This window comes from Alistipes sp. HGB5 (assembly GCF_000183485.2).
Classification (GTDB): Bacteria; Bacteroidota; Bacteroidia; order Bacteroidales; family Rikenellaceae; genus Alistipes; species Alistipes finegoldii.
The window spans coordinates 33,970-49,767 of the sequence record NZ_AENZ01000040.1 but is presented as its reverse complement, the minus strand read 5'-3'; the positions used below and the strand labels follow the sequence as shown (position 1 = coordinate 49,767).

Below are 15,798 nucleotides of genomic sequence, written 5' to 3'. Positions count from 1 at the left end.
AACGTAAAACTATGGACAACAACCTGAAAATCGTAGGCCCGGCCATGCCGGATATGCCGTGGGAGGATCGTCCCGCCGGCTCCAAGGAAGTGATGTGGCGCTATTCGGCCAATCCGATCATCCCGCGCGACGCGCTTTCGACGTCGAACAGCATTTTCAACTCGGCGGTCATTCCCTTCAAGAAAGGCAAGTATAACTATGCGGGCGTTTTCCGCTGCGACGACACCAACCGCCGCATGCGCATCCACGCCGCTTTCTCGGTGGACGGCATCAAGTGGGATATCTGCGAGGAGGATTTCAAACTCGTGGGCGCCGATCCCGAAATCGCCGAGTGGGTTTACGGTTACGATCCCCGCGTAGCCAAGATCGAGGATAAGTATTATGTGACGTGGTGCAACGGCTACCACGGCCCGACGATCGGCATCGCGTGGACCGACGACTTCGAGACGTTCCACCAGCTGGAGAACGCCTTTATCCCCTTCAACCGCAACGGCGTGCTGTTCCCCCGCAAGATCAACGGCCGTTTCGCCATGCTGTCGCGTCCGAGCGACAACGGCCATACGGCTTTCGGCGACATTTTCTACTCGGAGTCGCCCGACATGGAGTTCTGGGGCCGCCACCGTCATGTGATGTCGCCCGCGGCCTTCGAGGTGTCGGCATGGCAGTGCATGAAGATCGGTGCAGGTCCCGTACCCATCGAGACGAGCGAGGGCTGGCTGCTGCTCTACCACGGCGTGCTGCGTTCGTGCAACGGTTATGTCTATGCGTTCGGTTCGGCGCTGCTCGACCTCGACCAGCCGTGGAAGACGATCGCCCGCAGCGGCCCGTACCTGATTTCGCCGCGCGAGATCTACGAGCTGACGGGCGACGTTCCGAACGTCACGTTCCCCTGCGCGTCGCTCCATGACCCCGAAACGGGCCGGATCGCCGTCTATTACGGATGCGCCGACACCGTCACGGGCCTTGCCTTCGGTTATATCCCCGAAATCGTCAAGTTTACCAAGGAAAACAATATTCTCTGACGATGCTGCGACGAACGCTCTTAACTGCTGCGCTCGCCGCAGCCGTTTTCTGCGCACCGCTGCGTGCGCAGGAACCTGCCGACTGGGTCGATCCTTTCGTCGGCACGACCAACTTCGGCACGACCAACCCCGGTGCGGTGTGTCCCAACGGCATGATGTCCGTGGTTCCCTTCAACGTGATGGGTTCCGACGAGAACGTCTACGACAAGGACGCCCGCTGGTGGTCCACGCCCTATGAGTTCCACAACAAGTTCTTCACGGGTTTCGCCCATGTCACGTTGAGCGGCGTGGGGTGCCCCGAACTGGGATCGCTGCTGGTGATGCCGACCACGGGCGCGCTCGACGTCGATTACCGCAATTACGGCAGTAAGTACACCGGTGAAACCGCTTCTCCGGGCTACTATTCGAACCGGCTCACCAAATACGGCGTTCTTGCCGAAGTGACGGCCACGCCGCGCAGCTCGGCCGAACGCTACACCTTCCCGGCGGGCGAGAGCCATATCCTGCTCAATCTGGGCGAGGGCCTTACCAACGAATCGGGGGCTTGGGTGCGCCGTGTGAGCGACACCGAGGTCGAGGGCATGAAACTGCTCGGCACGTTCTGCTACAACCCGCAGGCGGTGTTCCCGATCTATTTCGTGATGCGCGTCTCGAAACGCCCCTCCGCCACGGGATTCTGGAAGAAACAGCCCCCCAAATACGGCGTCGAAGCCGAGTGGGACAAGGATGCCGGCAATTACAAACTCTATACGCACTACGGCCGTGAACTCGCGGGCGACGATGTGGGCGTGTGGTTCAGCTACGATACGACGGAGGGCGAGCAGCTCGAAGTCCGCATGGGCGTTTCGTTCGTGTCGGTCGAGAATGCGCGCCTGAACCTCGAAGCCGAGCAGCAGGAGCGTTCGTTCGACGACATCCGTGCCGCGGCGCGCCGCTCGTGGAACGACGATCTGGGCCGCATCCGCGTCGAGGGCGGCACCGACGCGCAGAAGAAGGTCTTCTATACGGGGCTCTATCATGCGCTGATCCATCCCAACGTGCTGAGCGACGTCAACGGTGAATACCCCGCGATGGAGAGCGCCGAAATCCGCACCGCCGAGGGCAACCGCTATACGGTCTTCTCGCTCTGGGACACCTACCGCAACCTGCACCAGCTGATGACGCTGGTCTATCCCGAACGCCAGTTGGAAATGGTGCGTTCGATGATCGGCATGTACAAGGAGTGGGGCTGGCTGCCGAAATGGGAGCTTTACGGCCGCGAAACCTTCACCATGGAGGGCGATCCGGCCATCCCGGTGATCGTCGATACGTGGATGAAGGGCCTGCGCGATTTCGACATGGACGCCGCTTACGAGGCGATGCGCAAGTCGGCCACGACGCCCGGCGCGCAGAACAGGATGCGCCCCGACATCGATCCCTATGTCGAAAAGGGCTACGTGCCGCTGGGCTTCTACGCCCGCGACCTTTCGGGCGACAACTCCGTGTCGCACGCGCTGGAATACTACATCGCCGACCATGCCCTGTCGCTGCTGGCCGATTCGCTCGGCCGCAGGGAGGACGCGGCGCTGTTCCGGAACCGTTCGCTCGGCTATAAGAACTACTACAGTCCCGAATCGGGCACTTTCCGTCCGATCACCGGGGAGGGCGGTTTCCTGACGCCGTTCGATCCGCGGCAAGGCGAGAATTTCGAGCCGGTCCCCGGTTTTCACGAAGGCTCGGCATGGAACTATACGTTCTATGTCCCGCACGACGTCTACGGACTGTCGAAGCTGATGGGCGGCCGGCGCAAATTCATCGCCAAGCTGCAAATGGTCTTCGACGAGGGGCTTTACGATCCCGCGAACGAACCCGACATCGCCTATCCCTACCTTTTCAGCTATTTCCGGGGCGAGGAGTGGCGTACGCAGCGCGAGGTGAACCGCCTGCTGGCCAAATACTTCACCACCGCGCCCGACGGCATTCCCGGCAACGACGATACCGGAACCATGTCGGCGTGGGCCGTCTTCTCGATGATGGGCTTCTATCCCGACTGTCCGGGCGAGCCGTATTACACGCTTACCTCGCCCGTTTTCGATCGGGTGACCGTTACGCTCGACAGGAAATACTATCCGGCCGGGGAACTCGTCATCGAGACGAAGCGTCCCGATTCCGGCGCGGTCTATATCCGCTCGATGACGCTCGGCGGCAAACCGCTGAAGCGATACCGCATCGGCCACGACGAGCTGCTGCGGGGCGGACGGCTGACTTTCGAACTTCAAAACCGCAAATAGATGAGACTCTTCCGCTGGATATTCGTTGTGTCGCTGCTGCTCGTCTCGTCCGGAGTCCGGGCGCAGACCCGGCTGACCCGCAACGGCAAACCTGCGGCCCGGATCGTCGTGGCACAGCAAACTGCCGCCGATCTCACGGCCGCGCAGCTGCTGCAGCGATTCGTCCGCGAATCGACCGGTGCGACACTGCCCCTGCTGCATGACGTGACGCCCCGCAAGGGCAACATCCTGATCGGCGCTTCGGACACCGCGGGACTTGCCGAGGACGGCTTCCGCCTGCGCACGCAGGACGGCGTGCTGCGCATCAGCAGCGGCGGCGACAAGGGGGCGGTTTACGGCGTCATGACGCTGCTGGAACGTTACTTGGGGCTGGATTACTTCGCCGCCGGGGTCTATGACCTCGACCGGAATCCGACCGTCACGCTTCCGGCGATGGACTTCGCCGAAAATCCGGCGTTCCGCTATCGCCAGAGTCAGGGCTACGGCATGGCGCAGGACTCCGTGTACCGGCTGGCCCTGCGTCTGGAGGAGCCGCGCGACATCTTTGCCGGCGGGTTGTGGGTGCACACCTTCAACAGCCTGCTTCCGGCGTCGGTCTACGGCGCGGAGCATCCCGAATACTACTCGTTCATCAACGGCGAACGACGTCCCGGCCGCGCCAGCCAATGGTGTCTCACCAACGACGAACTCTTCGAACTGGTGGCGGCGAAAGTCGATTCGATCTTCCGGGCCAACCCCGGCATGAACATCATCTCCATAAGCCAGAACGACAGCAATTTCACCTACTGCCGCTGTGAGGAGTGCGAGAAGGTCAACCGGCACGAAGGCGCGCTTTCGGGCAACTATGTCCGCTTCCTGAACAAGCTGGCGGAGCGTTTCCCCGACAAGGAGTTTTCGACGCTGGCCTACCTCTTTACGATGCAGCCCCCGAAGCACGTGAAGCCGCTGCCCAATGTCAATATCATGCTGTGCGACATCGACTGCGACCGCGAAGTGCCCCTTACGGACAATGCGTCGGGCCGCGAGTTCATCGAAGCGATGGAGGGGTGGGCAGCCCTGTCGGACAATATCTTCGTGTGGGACTACGGCATCAATTTCGACAACATGGTCGCTCCGTTCCCCAACTTTCCGATACTCAAACCCAACATCGGGCTTTTCCGTCGCAACCACGCCACGATGCACTTCTCGCAGATCGGCGGCTCGTACGGCGGCGATTTCTCGGAGATGCGCACCTATGTGGTCGCCAAGCTGATGTGGAACCCCGATCAGGATACCGATTCGCTCATGCTGCGTTTCATGCGCGGTTATTACGGACCCGCTGCGCCTTATATTTATCAGTACGAAAAACTGCTCGAAGGCGCATTGCTGGCGGGCGGCCAGCGGTTGTGGATATACGATTCTCCCGTCTCGCACAAGGACGGCATGCTCAACGCCGCCTGCCGCAAGCGTTACGGAGAGCTGTTCGACTGCGCCGAGCGGGCTGTGGCGGGGGATTCCGTCCTGCTGCGCCGCGTGCGCCTGACGCGTCTGCCGCTGATGTACTCCAACCTCGAAATCGCCCGCACGACGGCCGACAAGGATCTCGGCGCCGTGGTGAGCGAGCTGGACGCGTTCGAGAAATACGTGACCCAATTCGGCGTGAAGACGCTCAACGAACGCAACAACAGCCCGCAGGAATACTGCCGGCTCTACCGCGAACGTTATCTTCCTGCGGAGAACTCCAATCTGGCGCTGGGCGCGCGGATCGTCTGGATCGACGCTCCTGCGGAGAAATACCGGGCGTCGGGCGAAAAGACCCTGACCGACGGTCTTTTCGGCGGCGCGTCGTTCGTCGAGAGCTGGACGGGCTGGGAGGGCAAGGACGGCGCCTTCGTCGTCGATCTGGGCCGCGACGTGGCCTTCTCGACGGTCGAGACCGATTTCCTGCACCAGCTGGGCCAGTGGATTCTGCTGCCCCGTTCGGTGCGCTACTCCGTTTCGTCCGACAACGCGGACTGGACACCGTTCGGGCAGGTGGAATTTCCTGAGGACCAGTCGGTGCCCGTGAAATTCGTTCCGGCTGCCGTCACGGCCGCACAGCCGGTGCGGGCCCGCTATGTCAAAGTCGAAATCGAAGGCGTCAAGACCTGTCCGCCGTGGCATTACGGCGTAGGCTGCCCCTGCTGGTTCTTCCTCGACGAAGTGACCGTGAAATAAAACGTTGCGAAAAATTTTAAACGATTGCATAATGAAACCCAAGCATCTTCTTTCCTTATCCGTTCTGCTGATTTCGGCCGCCTGTTCGCAGCCTGAGCAGAAGCCGCTGACGCAGTATGTCGATATGTACATCGGCACGGGCGGCCACGGCCATGTCTTCATGGGGGCCAACGTTCCGTTCGGCGCCGTGCAGCTCGGCCCCACCAGCATCCCGCAGTCGTGGGACTGGGTGTCGGGATACCACATTTCCGATACGACCGTCATCGGTTTCAGCCATACCCACCTCAACGGAACGGGTATCGGCGACCTGTTCGACGTCACGGTGATGCCTGTCGTGGGCGGGGTGACCTACGCCCGCGGCACGGAGGACGACCCGCAGTCGGGGCTTTGGTCCTATTTCAGCCGTAAGAACGAAAAAGCCCGTCCGGGCTATTACGCCACGCGGCTCGACCGCTATGGCGTCGATGTGGAGCTGACCGCCACCAAGCGCGTCGGGCTGCACAAATACACCTTCCCCGCGTCGCAGGAGGCCGCCGTGGTCTTTGACCTCGAAAACGGCGGCTGCTGGGACAAGGCCACCGAGACCGCATTCGTTTCCGACGGACTCCGGCTCAGCGGTTACCGCTATTCGACGGGCTGGGCCAAGGATCAGCGCGTTTACTTCACGGCCGAATTCTCGAAGCCGGTGAAGAATATCTCCTATCCCGATGCGTCGGAGACGGTTCCGGAGGAGGGCGACGTTACGGTCAAGGGCCGTTACGCCCGCGTGGAGTTCGATACGACCGACGGCGAGCCGCTCTATATGAAAGTGGCGATTTCGCCCGTGAGCATCGAGAACGCCAAGCTCAACATGCAGGCGGAACTTCCCGGCTGGGACTTCGAAGCCACGGCGGCGGCGGCCGACAAGGCGTGGAACGCCGAGCTGCAGAAGGTGCGTGTCGAGACTTCGGACGAAGCCGCCCGCCGCATCTTCTATACGGCGCTCTACCACACGATGGTCGCTCCGTCGGAGTTCTGCGACGTGAACGGCGACTATCGGGGCGCTGACGGCGAGATCTACCGCGCCGCGCCGTTCGTGAACTATACGACCTTCTCGTTGTGGGACACCTACCGCGCCGCCCAGCCGCTGATGACGATTCTCCATCCTGAGAAGATGCCCGACATCGCCAATACGATGCTTCATATCTACACGCAGCAGGGCAAGCTTCCCGTCTGGCACCTCGCGGGCAACGAGACCGACTGCATGGTCGGCAATCCCGGCATCCCGGCCATGGCCGACATCGTGCTGAAAGGTTACGACGGCTTCGACAAGGAGCTGGCCTACGAGGCGCTGAAGAAGTCCGCCATGCTCGGCGAGCGGGGTATGGACCTGCGCATGAAATACGGCTATATCCCCTGCGACCTCTTCAACGAAGCGGTGGCCTACGACATGGAGTACGCGCTGGCCGACTGGGCCGTGGCTCAGGTCGCGGCGCAGCGCGGCGATACGGCCGATTACGACTATTTCCTCGATCGCAGCAAATCCTACCGTCACTTCTTCGATCCCGAAACCCGCTTCATGCGCGGGCTCGATTCGAAAGGCGGCTTCCGCACGCCCTTCAACCCGTTCGCTTCGACCCACCGCGAGGACGACTACTGCGAGGGTAACGCATGGCAGTATACGTGGCTCGTGCCGCACGACGTCGAGGGGCTGATCGGGTGCTTCGGCGGCAAGGAGGCTTTCGTCGAAAAACTCGACTCGCTCTTCACGGTCAGCTCCGTGCTGGAGGGCGCCGCTTCGCCCGATATTTCGGGTCTGATCGGTCAGTACGCCCACGGCAACGAACCCAGCCACCACGTCGTCTACCTCTATACGATGATCGGCCAGCCCGCGAAGACCGCCGACAAGGTGCGCGAAATCCTGACCACGCTCTACCACGACCAACCCGACGGATTGTCGGGCAACGAGGACGTCGGCCAGATGTCGGCGTGGTACGTGCTTTCGTCGCTGGGATTCTATCAGGTCGAGCCGGCCGGAGGACGCTACTTCTTCGGTTCGCCGCTCTTCGACAAGGCCGAGCTGCGCGTGCGCGACGGCGTGTTTACCGTGATCGCGCACAACAATTCGGCGGCTGACAAATACATTCAGCGCGTGAAGCTCAACGGCAAGCCTTACGCCAAACCCTATATCGGTTTCGATGACATCGCCGCGGGCGGCACGCTCGAATTCGAAATGGGACCGGATCCTGCCGTATGGTACGAACTTTAAACGGAAATGACAGTTATGAAGAGTAGAAATATCTTTTTCGCGGCCCTTTGCGCCGCCGTTTTGGCCGGCTGTTCGTGCCCTTCGGCCGGGCAGCGATCCCCTCAGCGTCCGTCGGACTATGTTTCGACATTGGTAGGCTCGCAGTCGGATTTCACGCTTTCGACGGGCAATACCTATCCTGCCGTCGCTCTGCCTTGGGGTATGAACTTCTGGACGCCCCAGACCGGTAAGATGGGCGACGGCTGGGCCTATACCTACGGGGCGCACCGAATCCGGGGCTTCAAGCAGACCCATCAGCCCTCGCCGTGGATCAACGACTACGGCCAGTTCGCGCTGATGCCCGTGCGCGGGAATGATAAGCTGGACGAAGAGTCCCGCGCGAGCTGGTATTCGCACCAAGCCGAGGTGGCGAAGCCTTACTATTACAAGGTCTATCTGGCCGACCACGACATCCGCGCCGAGATCGCCCCGACCGAACGTGCCGCGATGATGCGCTTCACCTTTCCCGAAAGCGACGAGTCGGGCGTTGTGATCGACGCCTTCGACCGCGGTTCGCAGATCGGCATGCTCGACGCCCGCACGATCGTGGGTTACACCACGCGCAACAGCGGGGGTGTTCCTGATAATTTCCGAAATTACTTCGTCGTGCGTTTCGATACGCCGTTCACCGCCGTCGAACTGACCGACGCCCCCGGCGAGTACGAACCCGGCAGCAGCTTGCTCTATCCTGACGGCAGCAAGTCGGTGACGGGCGGACACGCCGTGGCGAAGGTGCACTTCCCGACCCGCCGCGGCCAGCAGGTCTGCGCCAGCGTGGCTTCGTCGTTCATCTCGCCCGAACAGGCCGTTCAGAATCTCAGGGAGCTGGGGGCCGACGACTTCGAGACCGTCAAGTCCAAGGCGCAGGAGCGCTGGGACGAAGTGCTGGGCCGCATCGAGGTCGAGGGCGGCGCCGAAGAGCAGATGCGCACCTTCTATTCGTGCCTGTACCGTTCGGTGCTTTTCCCGCGTAAATTCTATGAAGTGACCGCTTCGGGCGAAATCATGCACTACAGCCCCTACAACGGCGAAGTGCTGCCCGGCTACATGTATACCGACACCGGGTTCTGGGATACGTTCCGCAGTCTGTTCCCGCTGCTCAATCTGGTCTATCCTTCGGTGAACGCCGAAATCCAGCAGGGACTGGCCAACACGGCCCGCGAAAGCGGCTTCCTGCCCGAATGGGCCTCGCCGGGCCACCGCGGCTGCATGGTGGGCAACAACTCCGCATCGGTGGTGGCCGACGCGCTCCTCAAGGGCGTCACGCCCGAAAAGGAGTGGCAGACGCTCTACGAGGCCATGATGCACGCGCGCACGAACGTCCACCCCGGCGTCTCCTCGACCGGACGTCTGGGGCACGAGTATTACAACCGGCTGGGATACATTCCCTACGACGTGAAGATCAACGAGAATGTCGCCCGCACGCTCGAATACGCCTACGACGACTGGTGTATCGCGCAGGTGGCCCGCAAACTGGGTAAGACGGAGGATGCCGCGGCGCTTGAGGAGGCTTCGCGCAACTACCGCAACGTATTCGACAAGACGACCAAGCTGATGCGCGGCCGCAACGAGAACGGGGAGTTCCAGTCGCCGTTCAGCCCCTACAAGTGGGGCGACGCCTTCACCGAGGGCAACGCATGGCACTACACATGGTCGGTGTTCCACGATGTGCAGGGACTTGCCGAGCTGATGGGCGGCCGGGAAGGATTCGCCGAAATGCTCGACTCTGTGTTCGTCGTGCCGCCGATCTACGACGACAGCTATTACGGGACCCGCATTCACGAGATCACCGAAATGCAGGTGGCCGACATGGGCAACTACGCCCACGGCAACCAGCCTGCGCAGCATATGATCTACCTGTACGACTATGCGGGCCAGCCGTGGAAGGCGCAGTACTGGACGCGCGAGGTGATGGACCGTCTCTATTCGTCCAAGCCCGACGGCTACTGCGGCGACGAGGACAACGGCCAGACCTCCGCGTGGTATGTCTTCTCGGCCATGGGATTCTATCCCGTATGTCCGGCTTCGGACCAGTACGTCATAGGGTCGCCCCTGTTCCGCAAGGCGACCGTGAAACTGGAGAACGGAAAGAAGATCGTGATCGAGGCTCCGGACAACGCTCCCGAAAACCGCTATATCGGAACCATGAAGCTCGACGGGAAGCGATACGACCGCAACTTTATCCGCTGGTCGGACCTCGTAAAAGGCGCGAAAATAGACTTCGCGATGCAGCCCGATCCGGCGTACAAACGGGGTGTCGGCCCGCAGGACGCGCCCTATTCGCTCAGCCGTGAAGAATGTCGATAATTTGTCAATAGAATCTGACTTTCGGTTTTGAAAATTGGCCGGAAAATACTACTTTTGTAGCGTTGTTTTTACAATTGTTAGGTTAATCCGGACATATCTCATGACCTCCACAGGCAAAATCGATCAACGCGAACGAAAGAAACAACAGGGCCAAGCCGCTGCATTCTATTCGTCGTGCCGACAGCAGGGTCAGAGCGCGCAGTCGCAGGGGCAGCAAATGTCCTGCAGCGGGATGCGCGGATAGATACCAGACCGCCATGACATGCGATGTCGTGGCGGTCTGCTTTTTTGAAAAAACTTAAAACCAAAGGATATGAAGGTCGGTGTGATTATGGGCTCGGTGAGCGATTACGAGGTGATGGCCGACGCCGTCGCCACGCTCGAACAATTCGGTGTCGATTTCGAAAAGCGCGTCGTAAGCGCCCACCGGACGCCCGATCTGTTGTGCGAGTATGCCAAGACGGCCAAGGCGCGCGGTATCGGCGTGATCATCGCCGGTGCGGGCGGCGCGGCGCATCTGCCCGGCATGGTGGCTTCGATGACGACGCTGCCCGTGGTGGGCGTTCCGGTCAAGTCGCGCGCCCTGAACGGGCTGGACTCGCTGTTGTCGATCGTGCAGATGCCCGCGGGCGTTCCCGTGGCCACCACGGCGATCAACGGTTCGAAGAATGCGGCGCTGATCGCCGTCTCGATTCTCGCTTTGCAGGATGCGGAACTCGCGGCCCGGCTCGAAGCGTTCCGCGCCAAACAGACCGCCGACGTACTTAAAGCGGAACTTTAGATGAAGACGATCGGCATCATAGGCGGCGGCCAGCTGGGGCTGATGATTATCGAACAGGCGCACCTGCTCGGTGCGCGCACGGTGTGTCTCGATCCTGCGGCGGACGCTCCGGCCTTTGCGCTCAGCGACGAGCGGATCGTGGCGGCGTACGACGATCCTGCGGCGCTGGAGGAGCTTTGCCGCCGCAGCGACGCGGTGACCTACGAGTTCGAGAACGTGCCGGGCAGCGTGCTGATTCCGCTTGAGAAGAGATACAACATCCCGCAGGGCTTCCGTCCGTTGTACGATTCGCAGGACCGCCTGCGCGAGAAGGACAACGCCCGTGCCGGCGGGCTGGCGACGCCCGAATACGCCGCCGCGGACGACGAAGCGTCGCTGCGTGCCGCCGTGGCGAAGATCGGCCTGCCCGCCGTGCTGAAGACCCGGACGCTGGGGTACGACGGTCACGGACAGCTGGTGCTGAAGACCGAGACCGACATCGAGAAGGCTTTGCCGATGCTCGCCGTGCCCTGTATTCTGGAGCAGTTCGTGCCCTTCGATTTCGAAGCCAGCGTCGTGCTGGTCTCCGACGGCAGCCGTGTCGTCACCTTTCCGATCGGTCGCAATGTCCACCGCGACGGCATCCTCGATCTGTGCTTCGTGCCCGCCGGGGAGATGGACGACGAGCTGCGCGGACGGATGGCCGCCGCCGGCGAGCGGTTTATGCTGACGTGCGGTTACCGGGGAATTCTGGCGATCGAATTTTTCGTGAAGGGCCGCGAATTCTTCTTCAACGAAATGGCGCCGCGCCCCCACAATTCGGGACACTATACGATCGAAGGCTGTACGACCAACCAGTTCCGCGAGTTGGTGCGCTTCCTTTTGGGAGAGCCGCTGCAGGAGCCGCGGCTGGTGGCGCCGACCGTGATGAAGAATATCTTGGGACAGGACCTCGAAGCGGCCGAAGCGATCGCCGCCGAAAACCGTCCGGGCGTGCATGTCCGTCTCTACGGCAAGACCGAGAGCCGGCCGAAGCGCAAGATGGGACACATTACCTTCGTGGGCATGACTCCGGCGGAATACGGGGCCGTCTGGGCCGACCGGTTTGTGAAATAACGGGGGCCGGCCCCGCAGGCGGACGGGAGGAGCCCGGAAGCGGCGGCGAGGACGAAGACCGGCGGAACGGTCGGTAAGGACCGCAGAAACGAATGAAGAATATTAAACGATATAGGATGAAAAACTACCGGATTTTTGTTGAAAAACATCCCCGTTTCCGGGTCGAGGCCGAAAGCCTGCGCCGGGAACTGAACGCCAACCTGAACCTCGATATCCGCGAACTGCGGCTGCTGAACGTTTACGATCTGTTCGGCTTTTCGGAGGAATTGCTCGAAAAGACCCGCTACAGCGTCTTCGGCGAAGTGGTGACCGACAGCGTGACCGATGCGTGCGACCTTGCGGGGCAGAAGTATATCGCCGTGGAGTATCTTCCCGGCCAGTTCGACCAGCGCGCCGCGTCGGCCGTGGACTGCGTGCGGCTGATCGACCCGTCGGCCGAGGTGCGTATCCGTTCGTCGAAGCTGCTGCTGTTCGACGGCGCGGTGACCGACGAGGAGATCGCGCGGATCAAACGCTACTATATCAATGCCGTCGAGTCGCGCGAAAAGGACCTGAGCGTGCTCAGCGACATGGAGCAGGCCGAGGTGAAGCCCGTCGCCGTGCTCGAAGGCTTCACGAAGATGACCGACGCCGAGCTGGCGCCCTACTGCGCGCAGTACGGACTGGCGATGAACGCCGACGATCTGCGCGAGGTGGTGAAATATTTCCGCGCCGAGGGCCGCGATCCCTATGAAACCGAACTGCGCATCCTCGATACCTATTGGAGCGACCATTGCCGCCATACGACCTTCACGACCGAGCTGGAGGGAATTACGGTCGAGGAGTCGTTCGTCAAGGACGAAATCGAAGATTCGCTGGCCCTCTACCTGCGCATCCGGCGTGAGCTGGGCCGCGAACACAAGAGCATCTGCCTGATGGACATGGCCACGATCGGCGCCCGCTATCTGCGCAAGAAGGGGCTGCTGGACGATATGGAGGTGAGCGACGAGAACAACGCCTGCTCGGTCTATGTCGATGTCGACGTGGACGGCCGGACCGAGAAGTGGCTGCTGCAGTTCAAGAACGAAACCCACAACCATCCGACCGAGATCGAGCCGTTCGGCGGCGCTTCGACCTGTCTGGGCGGCGCTATCCGCGACCCGCTGTCAGGCCGCAGCTACGTCTATCAGGCGATGCGCGTGACGGGTGCGGGCGACATCTACCAGAAGGTGGGCGACACGCTCGAAGGCAAACTCCCGCAGAACGTGATTTCGAAAAAGGCCGCGGCCGGTTATTCGAGCTACGGCAACCAGATCGGTCTGGCTACGACCCACGTACGCGAGGTGTACCACGACGGCTATGTGGCCAAGCGTCTCGAAGTGGGCGCCGTGGTGGGCGCCGTGAAGGCGGAGAACGTCCGCCGCGAGAAACCCGCTCCGGGCGATAAGATCATCATGCTGGGCGGCCGTACGGGCCGCGACGGCATCGGCGGAGCTACCGGATCGTCGAAAGAGCACAACACCAAGTCGCTGGAGACCTGCGGCAGCGAGGTGCAGAAGGGCAACGCTCCTGAGGAGCGCAAGCTCGAACGTCTGTTCCGCCGTCCGGAGGTGACGCGGCTCATCAAGAAATCGAACGACTTCGGCGCAGGCGGCGTCAGCGTCGCCATCGGCGAGCTGGCCGACGGGCTGGACATTTACCTCGACCGCGTGAAGACCAAGTACAGCGGCCTGAACTCCACGGAGTTGGCCATCAGCGAGTCGCAGGAACGCATGGCGGTAGTCGTCGAAGCGAAGGACGTCGAGACGTTCATGCGCTACTGTCTCGAAGAGAATATCGAAGCCGTCGAGGTGGCCGACGTGACCGACACGGCCCGCATGCGGATGTTCAACAAGGACCGCAAGGTCGTGGACCTCTCGCGCGAATTCATCGACAGCGCAGGCGCCCGGCATTATGCCGAAGCGAAGGTCGGCGAGGTGGAAAACCGCAATCCGTTCGTACGTGAAATCGCCGGCGATACGCTTGCCGCGCGTTTTGAGAATAACCTCAGGGACAACAACGTCGTTTCGCAGCGGGGGCTTGTCGAAATGTTCGACTCGACGATCGGCGCCTCGACCGTACTGATGCCCTTCGGCGGCCGTACGCAGGGCAGCGAGACGCAGGTCTCGGTGCAGAAGCTTCCGACCGACGGCTACACCGACACGGCCAGCATCATGGCCTTCGGTTACAATCCCTTCATCGCTTCGTGGAGTCCCTACCATGGCGCAGCCTATGCCGTGGTGGAAGCCGCGGCGAAGGTCGTGGCGGCGGGTGCGCGCTACGACAGGATGCGTTACTCGTATCAGGAGTATTTCGAGCGCATGACCAAGAATCCCGAATCGTGGGGCAAGCCTCTCGGCGCACTGCTCGGCGCGCTGAAGATGCAGGTCGAGCTGGGACTTCCGTCGATCGGCGGCAAGGACTCGATGAGCGGCACGTTCCAGCATATCAACGTCCCGCCGATGCTGATGGCTTTCGGCATCACGACGGTCGATGCCGGAACGGTCATCTCGACCGACTTCAAAAAGGCCGGCAGCCGCATCTACCTCGTGCGCCATACCCCGGCGGAGAATTATATGCCCGACACGGCGCAACTGAAGGCCAACTTCGATTTCGTGTGCGGGCAGATCGAGAGCGGGAAGATACTTTCGGCGTGGTCCGTCGGATTCGGCGGCGTGGCCGAGGGCCTTGCGAAGATGGCTTTCGGCAACCGGATCGGCGCCGAGGTGACGACGGACGAAAGCAGACTTTACGAATACGCCTACGGTTCGATTCTCGTGGAGAGCGACGGCGAACTGGACTTCCCGGCGGCCGAACTGCTGGGTGCGACCGTCGCCGACGAAGCCCTGACCGTGAACGGCGTACGGATGCCGCTCGACGGGTTGTACGAAGCCAATACCGTGAAATTCACGACGGTTTACCCCGACAAGGGCGAGAACCGTGCCGACGTGATGAGCGCCGAACCCGAATGCCGCACCTTTGCCTATGAGGGCGAAGCCGTCGAGCGTCCGGTGGCCTACCTGCCCGTATTCCCCGGTACGAACTGCGATTACGATACGGCCAAGGCGTTCCGCAACGCGGGAGCCGAGGTGACGACCAGCGTATTGTGCAATCTGGGCGGCGACGACATCCTGCGCTCGATCGCCCAGATGAAGGAGCATATCCGCCGCGCCCATATTTTCGTGCTTTGCGGCGGCTTCTCGTCGGGCGACGAGCCGGACGGCAGCGCGAAGTTTATCGTGAACGTACTTAACAACAAGGATATACGCGAGGAAATTCACGCGTTGCTTGACCGCGGCGGCCTTATCCTCGGCATCTGCAACGGTTTTCAGGCGCTGGTCAAGTCGGGACTGCTGCCGTACGGCCGTCTGGGCATGGTGACGAAGGATTCCCCGACGCTGTTCCGCAACGACGTCAACCGGCATATCTCGCAAATCGTCTCGACGCGCGTCTCGACGCTCAACTCTCCGTGGCTCGCGGGCTTCGAACTGGGCGAGGTGCACTCGATCGCCGTCAGCCACGGCGAGGGCAAGTTCGTCGTCAGCGAGGAGCTGGCCAAGGAGCTTTTCGCCAACGGGCAGGTGGCCTTCCAGTACGTCGATGCCGAAGGCCGCGTGACGGCCGAGGCGCCCTATAATCCCAACGGCTCGTCGTACGCCATCGAAGGCATCGTATCGCGCGACGGCCGGATTCTGGGCAAGATGGGCCATACGGAGCGTTACGGGAAGAACCTTTTCAAGAATATCGCCGGCAACAAGGAGCAGGCGCTGTTCCGCAATGCCGTCGAGTATTTCCGCAAATCGAAATAGTGTAAACCGAAAC

General features: G+C 61.6%; 8 protein-coding genes. All 8 read left to right on the top strand.

The window, feature by feature from the left end; genetic code table 11:
• The first annotated feature begins 11 nt into the window (after positions 1–11).
• The 8 genes from HMPREF9720_RS06110 to HMPREF9720_RS06075 all read left to right on the top strand — a co-directional run bounded on the left by HMPREF9720_RS06110 (position 12) and on the right by HMPREF9720_RS06075 (position 15,785).
• Positions 12–1,022, top strand: a complete 1,011-nt coding sequence (locus HMPREF9720_RS06110) for a glycoside hydrolase family 130 protein (protein ID WP_009597427.1) — start codon at positions 12–14, stop codon at positions 1,020–1,022.
• 5 nt (positions 1,023–1,027) lie between these two features.
• Positions 1,028–3,292: a GH92 family glycosyl hydrolase gene (locus tag HMPREF9720_RS06105; RefSeq protein WP_039940059.1), complete on the top strand. Its 2,265-nt coding sequence runs from the start codon at positions 1,028–1,030 to the stop codon at positions 3,290–3,292.
• Positions 3,293–5,488: a DUF4838 domain-containing protein gene (locus tag HMPREF9720_RS06100; protein WP_009597348.1), complete on the top strand. Its 2,196-nt coding sequence runs from the start codon at positions 3,293–3,295 to the stop codon at positions 5,486–5,488.
• A 31-nt stretch (positions 5,489–5,519) separates the two neighbouring features.
• Positions 5,520–7,736 (top strand): GH92 family glycosyl hydrolase, encoded by a 2,217-nt coding sequence (locus tag HMPREF9720_RS06095; RefSeq protein WP_039940037.1) that lies wholly within the window; start codon positions 5,520–5,522, stop codon positions 7,734–7,736.
• Positions 7,737–7,751: 15 nt separating this feature from the next.
• Positions 7,752–10,082: a GH92 family glycosyl hydrolase gene (locus HMPREF9720_RS06090; RefSeq protein ID WP_009597336.1), complete on the top strand. Its 2,331-nt coding sequence runs from the start codon at positions 7,752–7,754 to the stop codon at positions 10,080–10,082.
• A 313-nt stretch (positions 10,083–10,395) separates the two neighbouring features.
• A complete protein-coding gene (purE, locus tag HMPREF9720_RS06085) occupies positions 10,396–10,863 on the top strand; it encodes a 5-(carboxyamino)imidazole ribonucleotide mutase (protein WP_009597424.1) in 468 nt (155 codons plus the stop codon).
• Positions 10,864–11,958: a 5-(carboxyamino)imidazole ribonucleotide synthase gene (purK, locus tag HMPREF9720_RS06080; protein WP_009597368.1), complete on the top strand. Its 1,095-nt coding sequence runs from the start codon at positions 10,864–10,866 to the stop codon at positions 11,956–11,958.
• Between the two features lie 116 nt (positions 11,959–12,074).
• On the top strand, positions 12,075–15,785 hold the full coding sequence (locus tag HMPREF9720_RS06075) for a phosphoribosylformylglycinamidine synthase (protein ID WP_039940035.1): 3,711 nt from the start codon (positions 12,075–12,077) through the stop codon (positions 15,783–15,785).
• Positions 15,786–15,798: the final 13 nt, after the last annotated feature.

Excerpts from the sequence above, each read along its gene's own strand:
- HMPREF9720_RS06110 (WP_009597427.1), top strand. The coding sequence starts at position 12 with ATGGACAACAACCTGAAAATCGTAGGCCCGGCCATGCCGGATATGCCG.
- HMPREF9720_RS06100 (WP_009597348.1), top strand. The coding sequence starts at position 3,293 with ATGAGACTCTTCCGCTGGATATTCGTTGTGTCGCTGCTGCTCGTCTCG.
- HMPREF9720_RS06095 (WP_039940037.1), top strand. The coding sequence starts at position 5,520 with ATGAAACCCAAGCATCTTCTTTCCTTATCCGTTCTGCTGATTTCGGCC.
- HMPREF9720_RS06090 (WP_009597336.1), top strand. The coding sequence starts at position 7,752 with ATGAAGAGTAGAAATATCTTTTTCGCGGCCCTTTGCGCCGCCGTTTTG.
- purE (WP_009597424.1), top strand. The coding sequence starts at position 10,396 with ATGAAGGTCGGTGTGATTATGGGCTCGGTGAGCGATTACGAGGTGATG.
- purK (WP_009597368.1), top strand. The coding sequence starts at position 10,864 with ATGAAGACGATCGGCATCATAGGCGGCGGCCAGCTGGGGCTGATGATT.
- HMPREF9720_RS06075 (WP_039940035.1), top strand. The coding sequence starts at position 12,075 with ATGAAAAACTACCGGATTTTTGTTGAAAAACATCCCCGTTTCCGGGTC.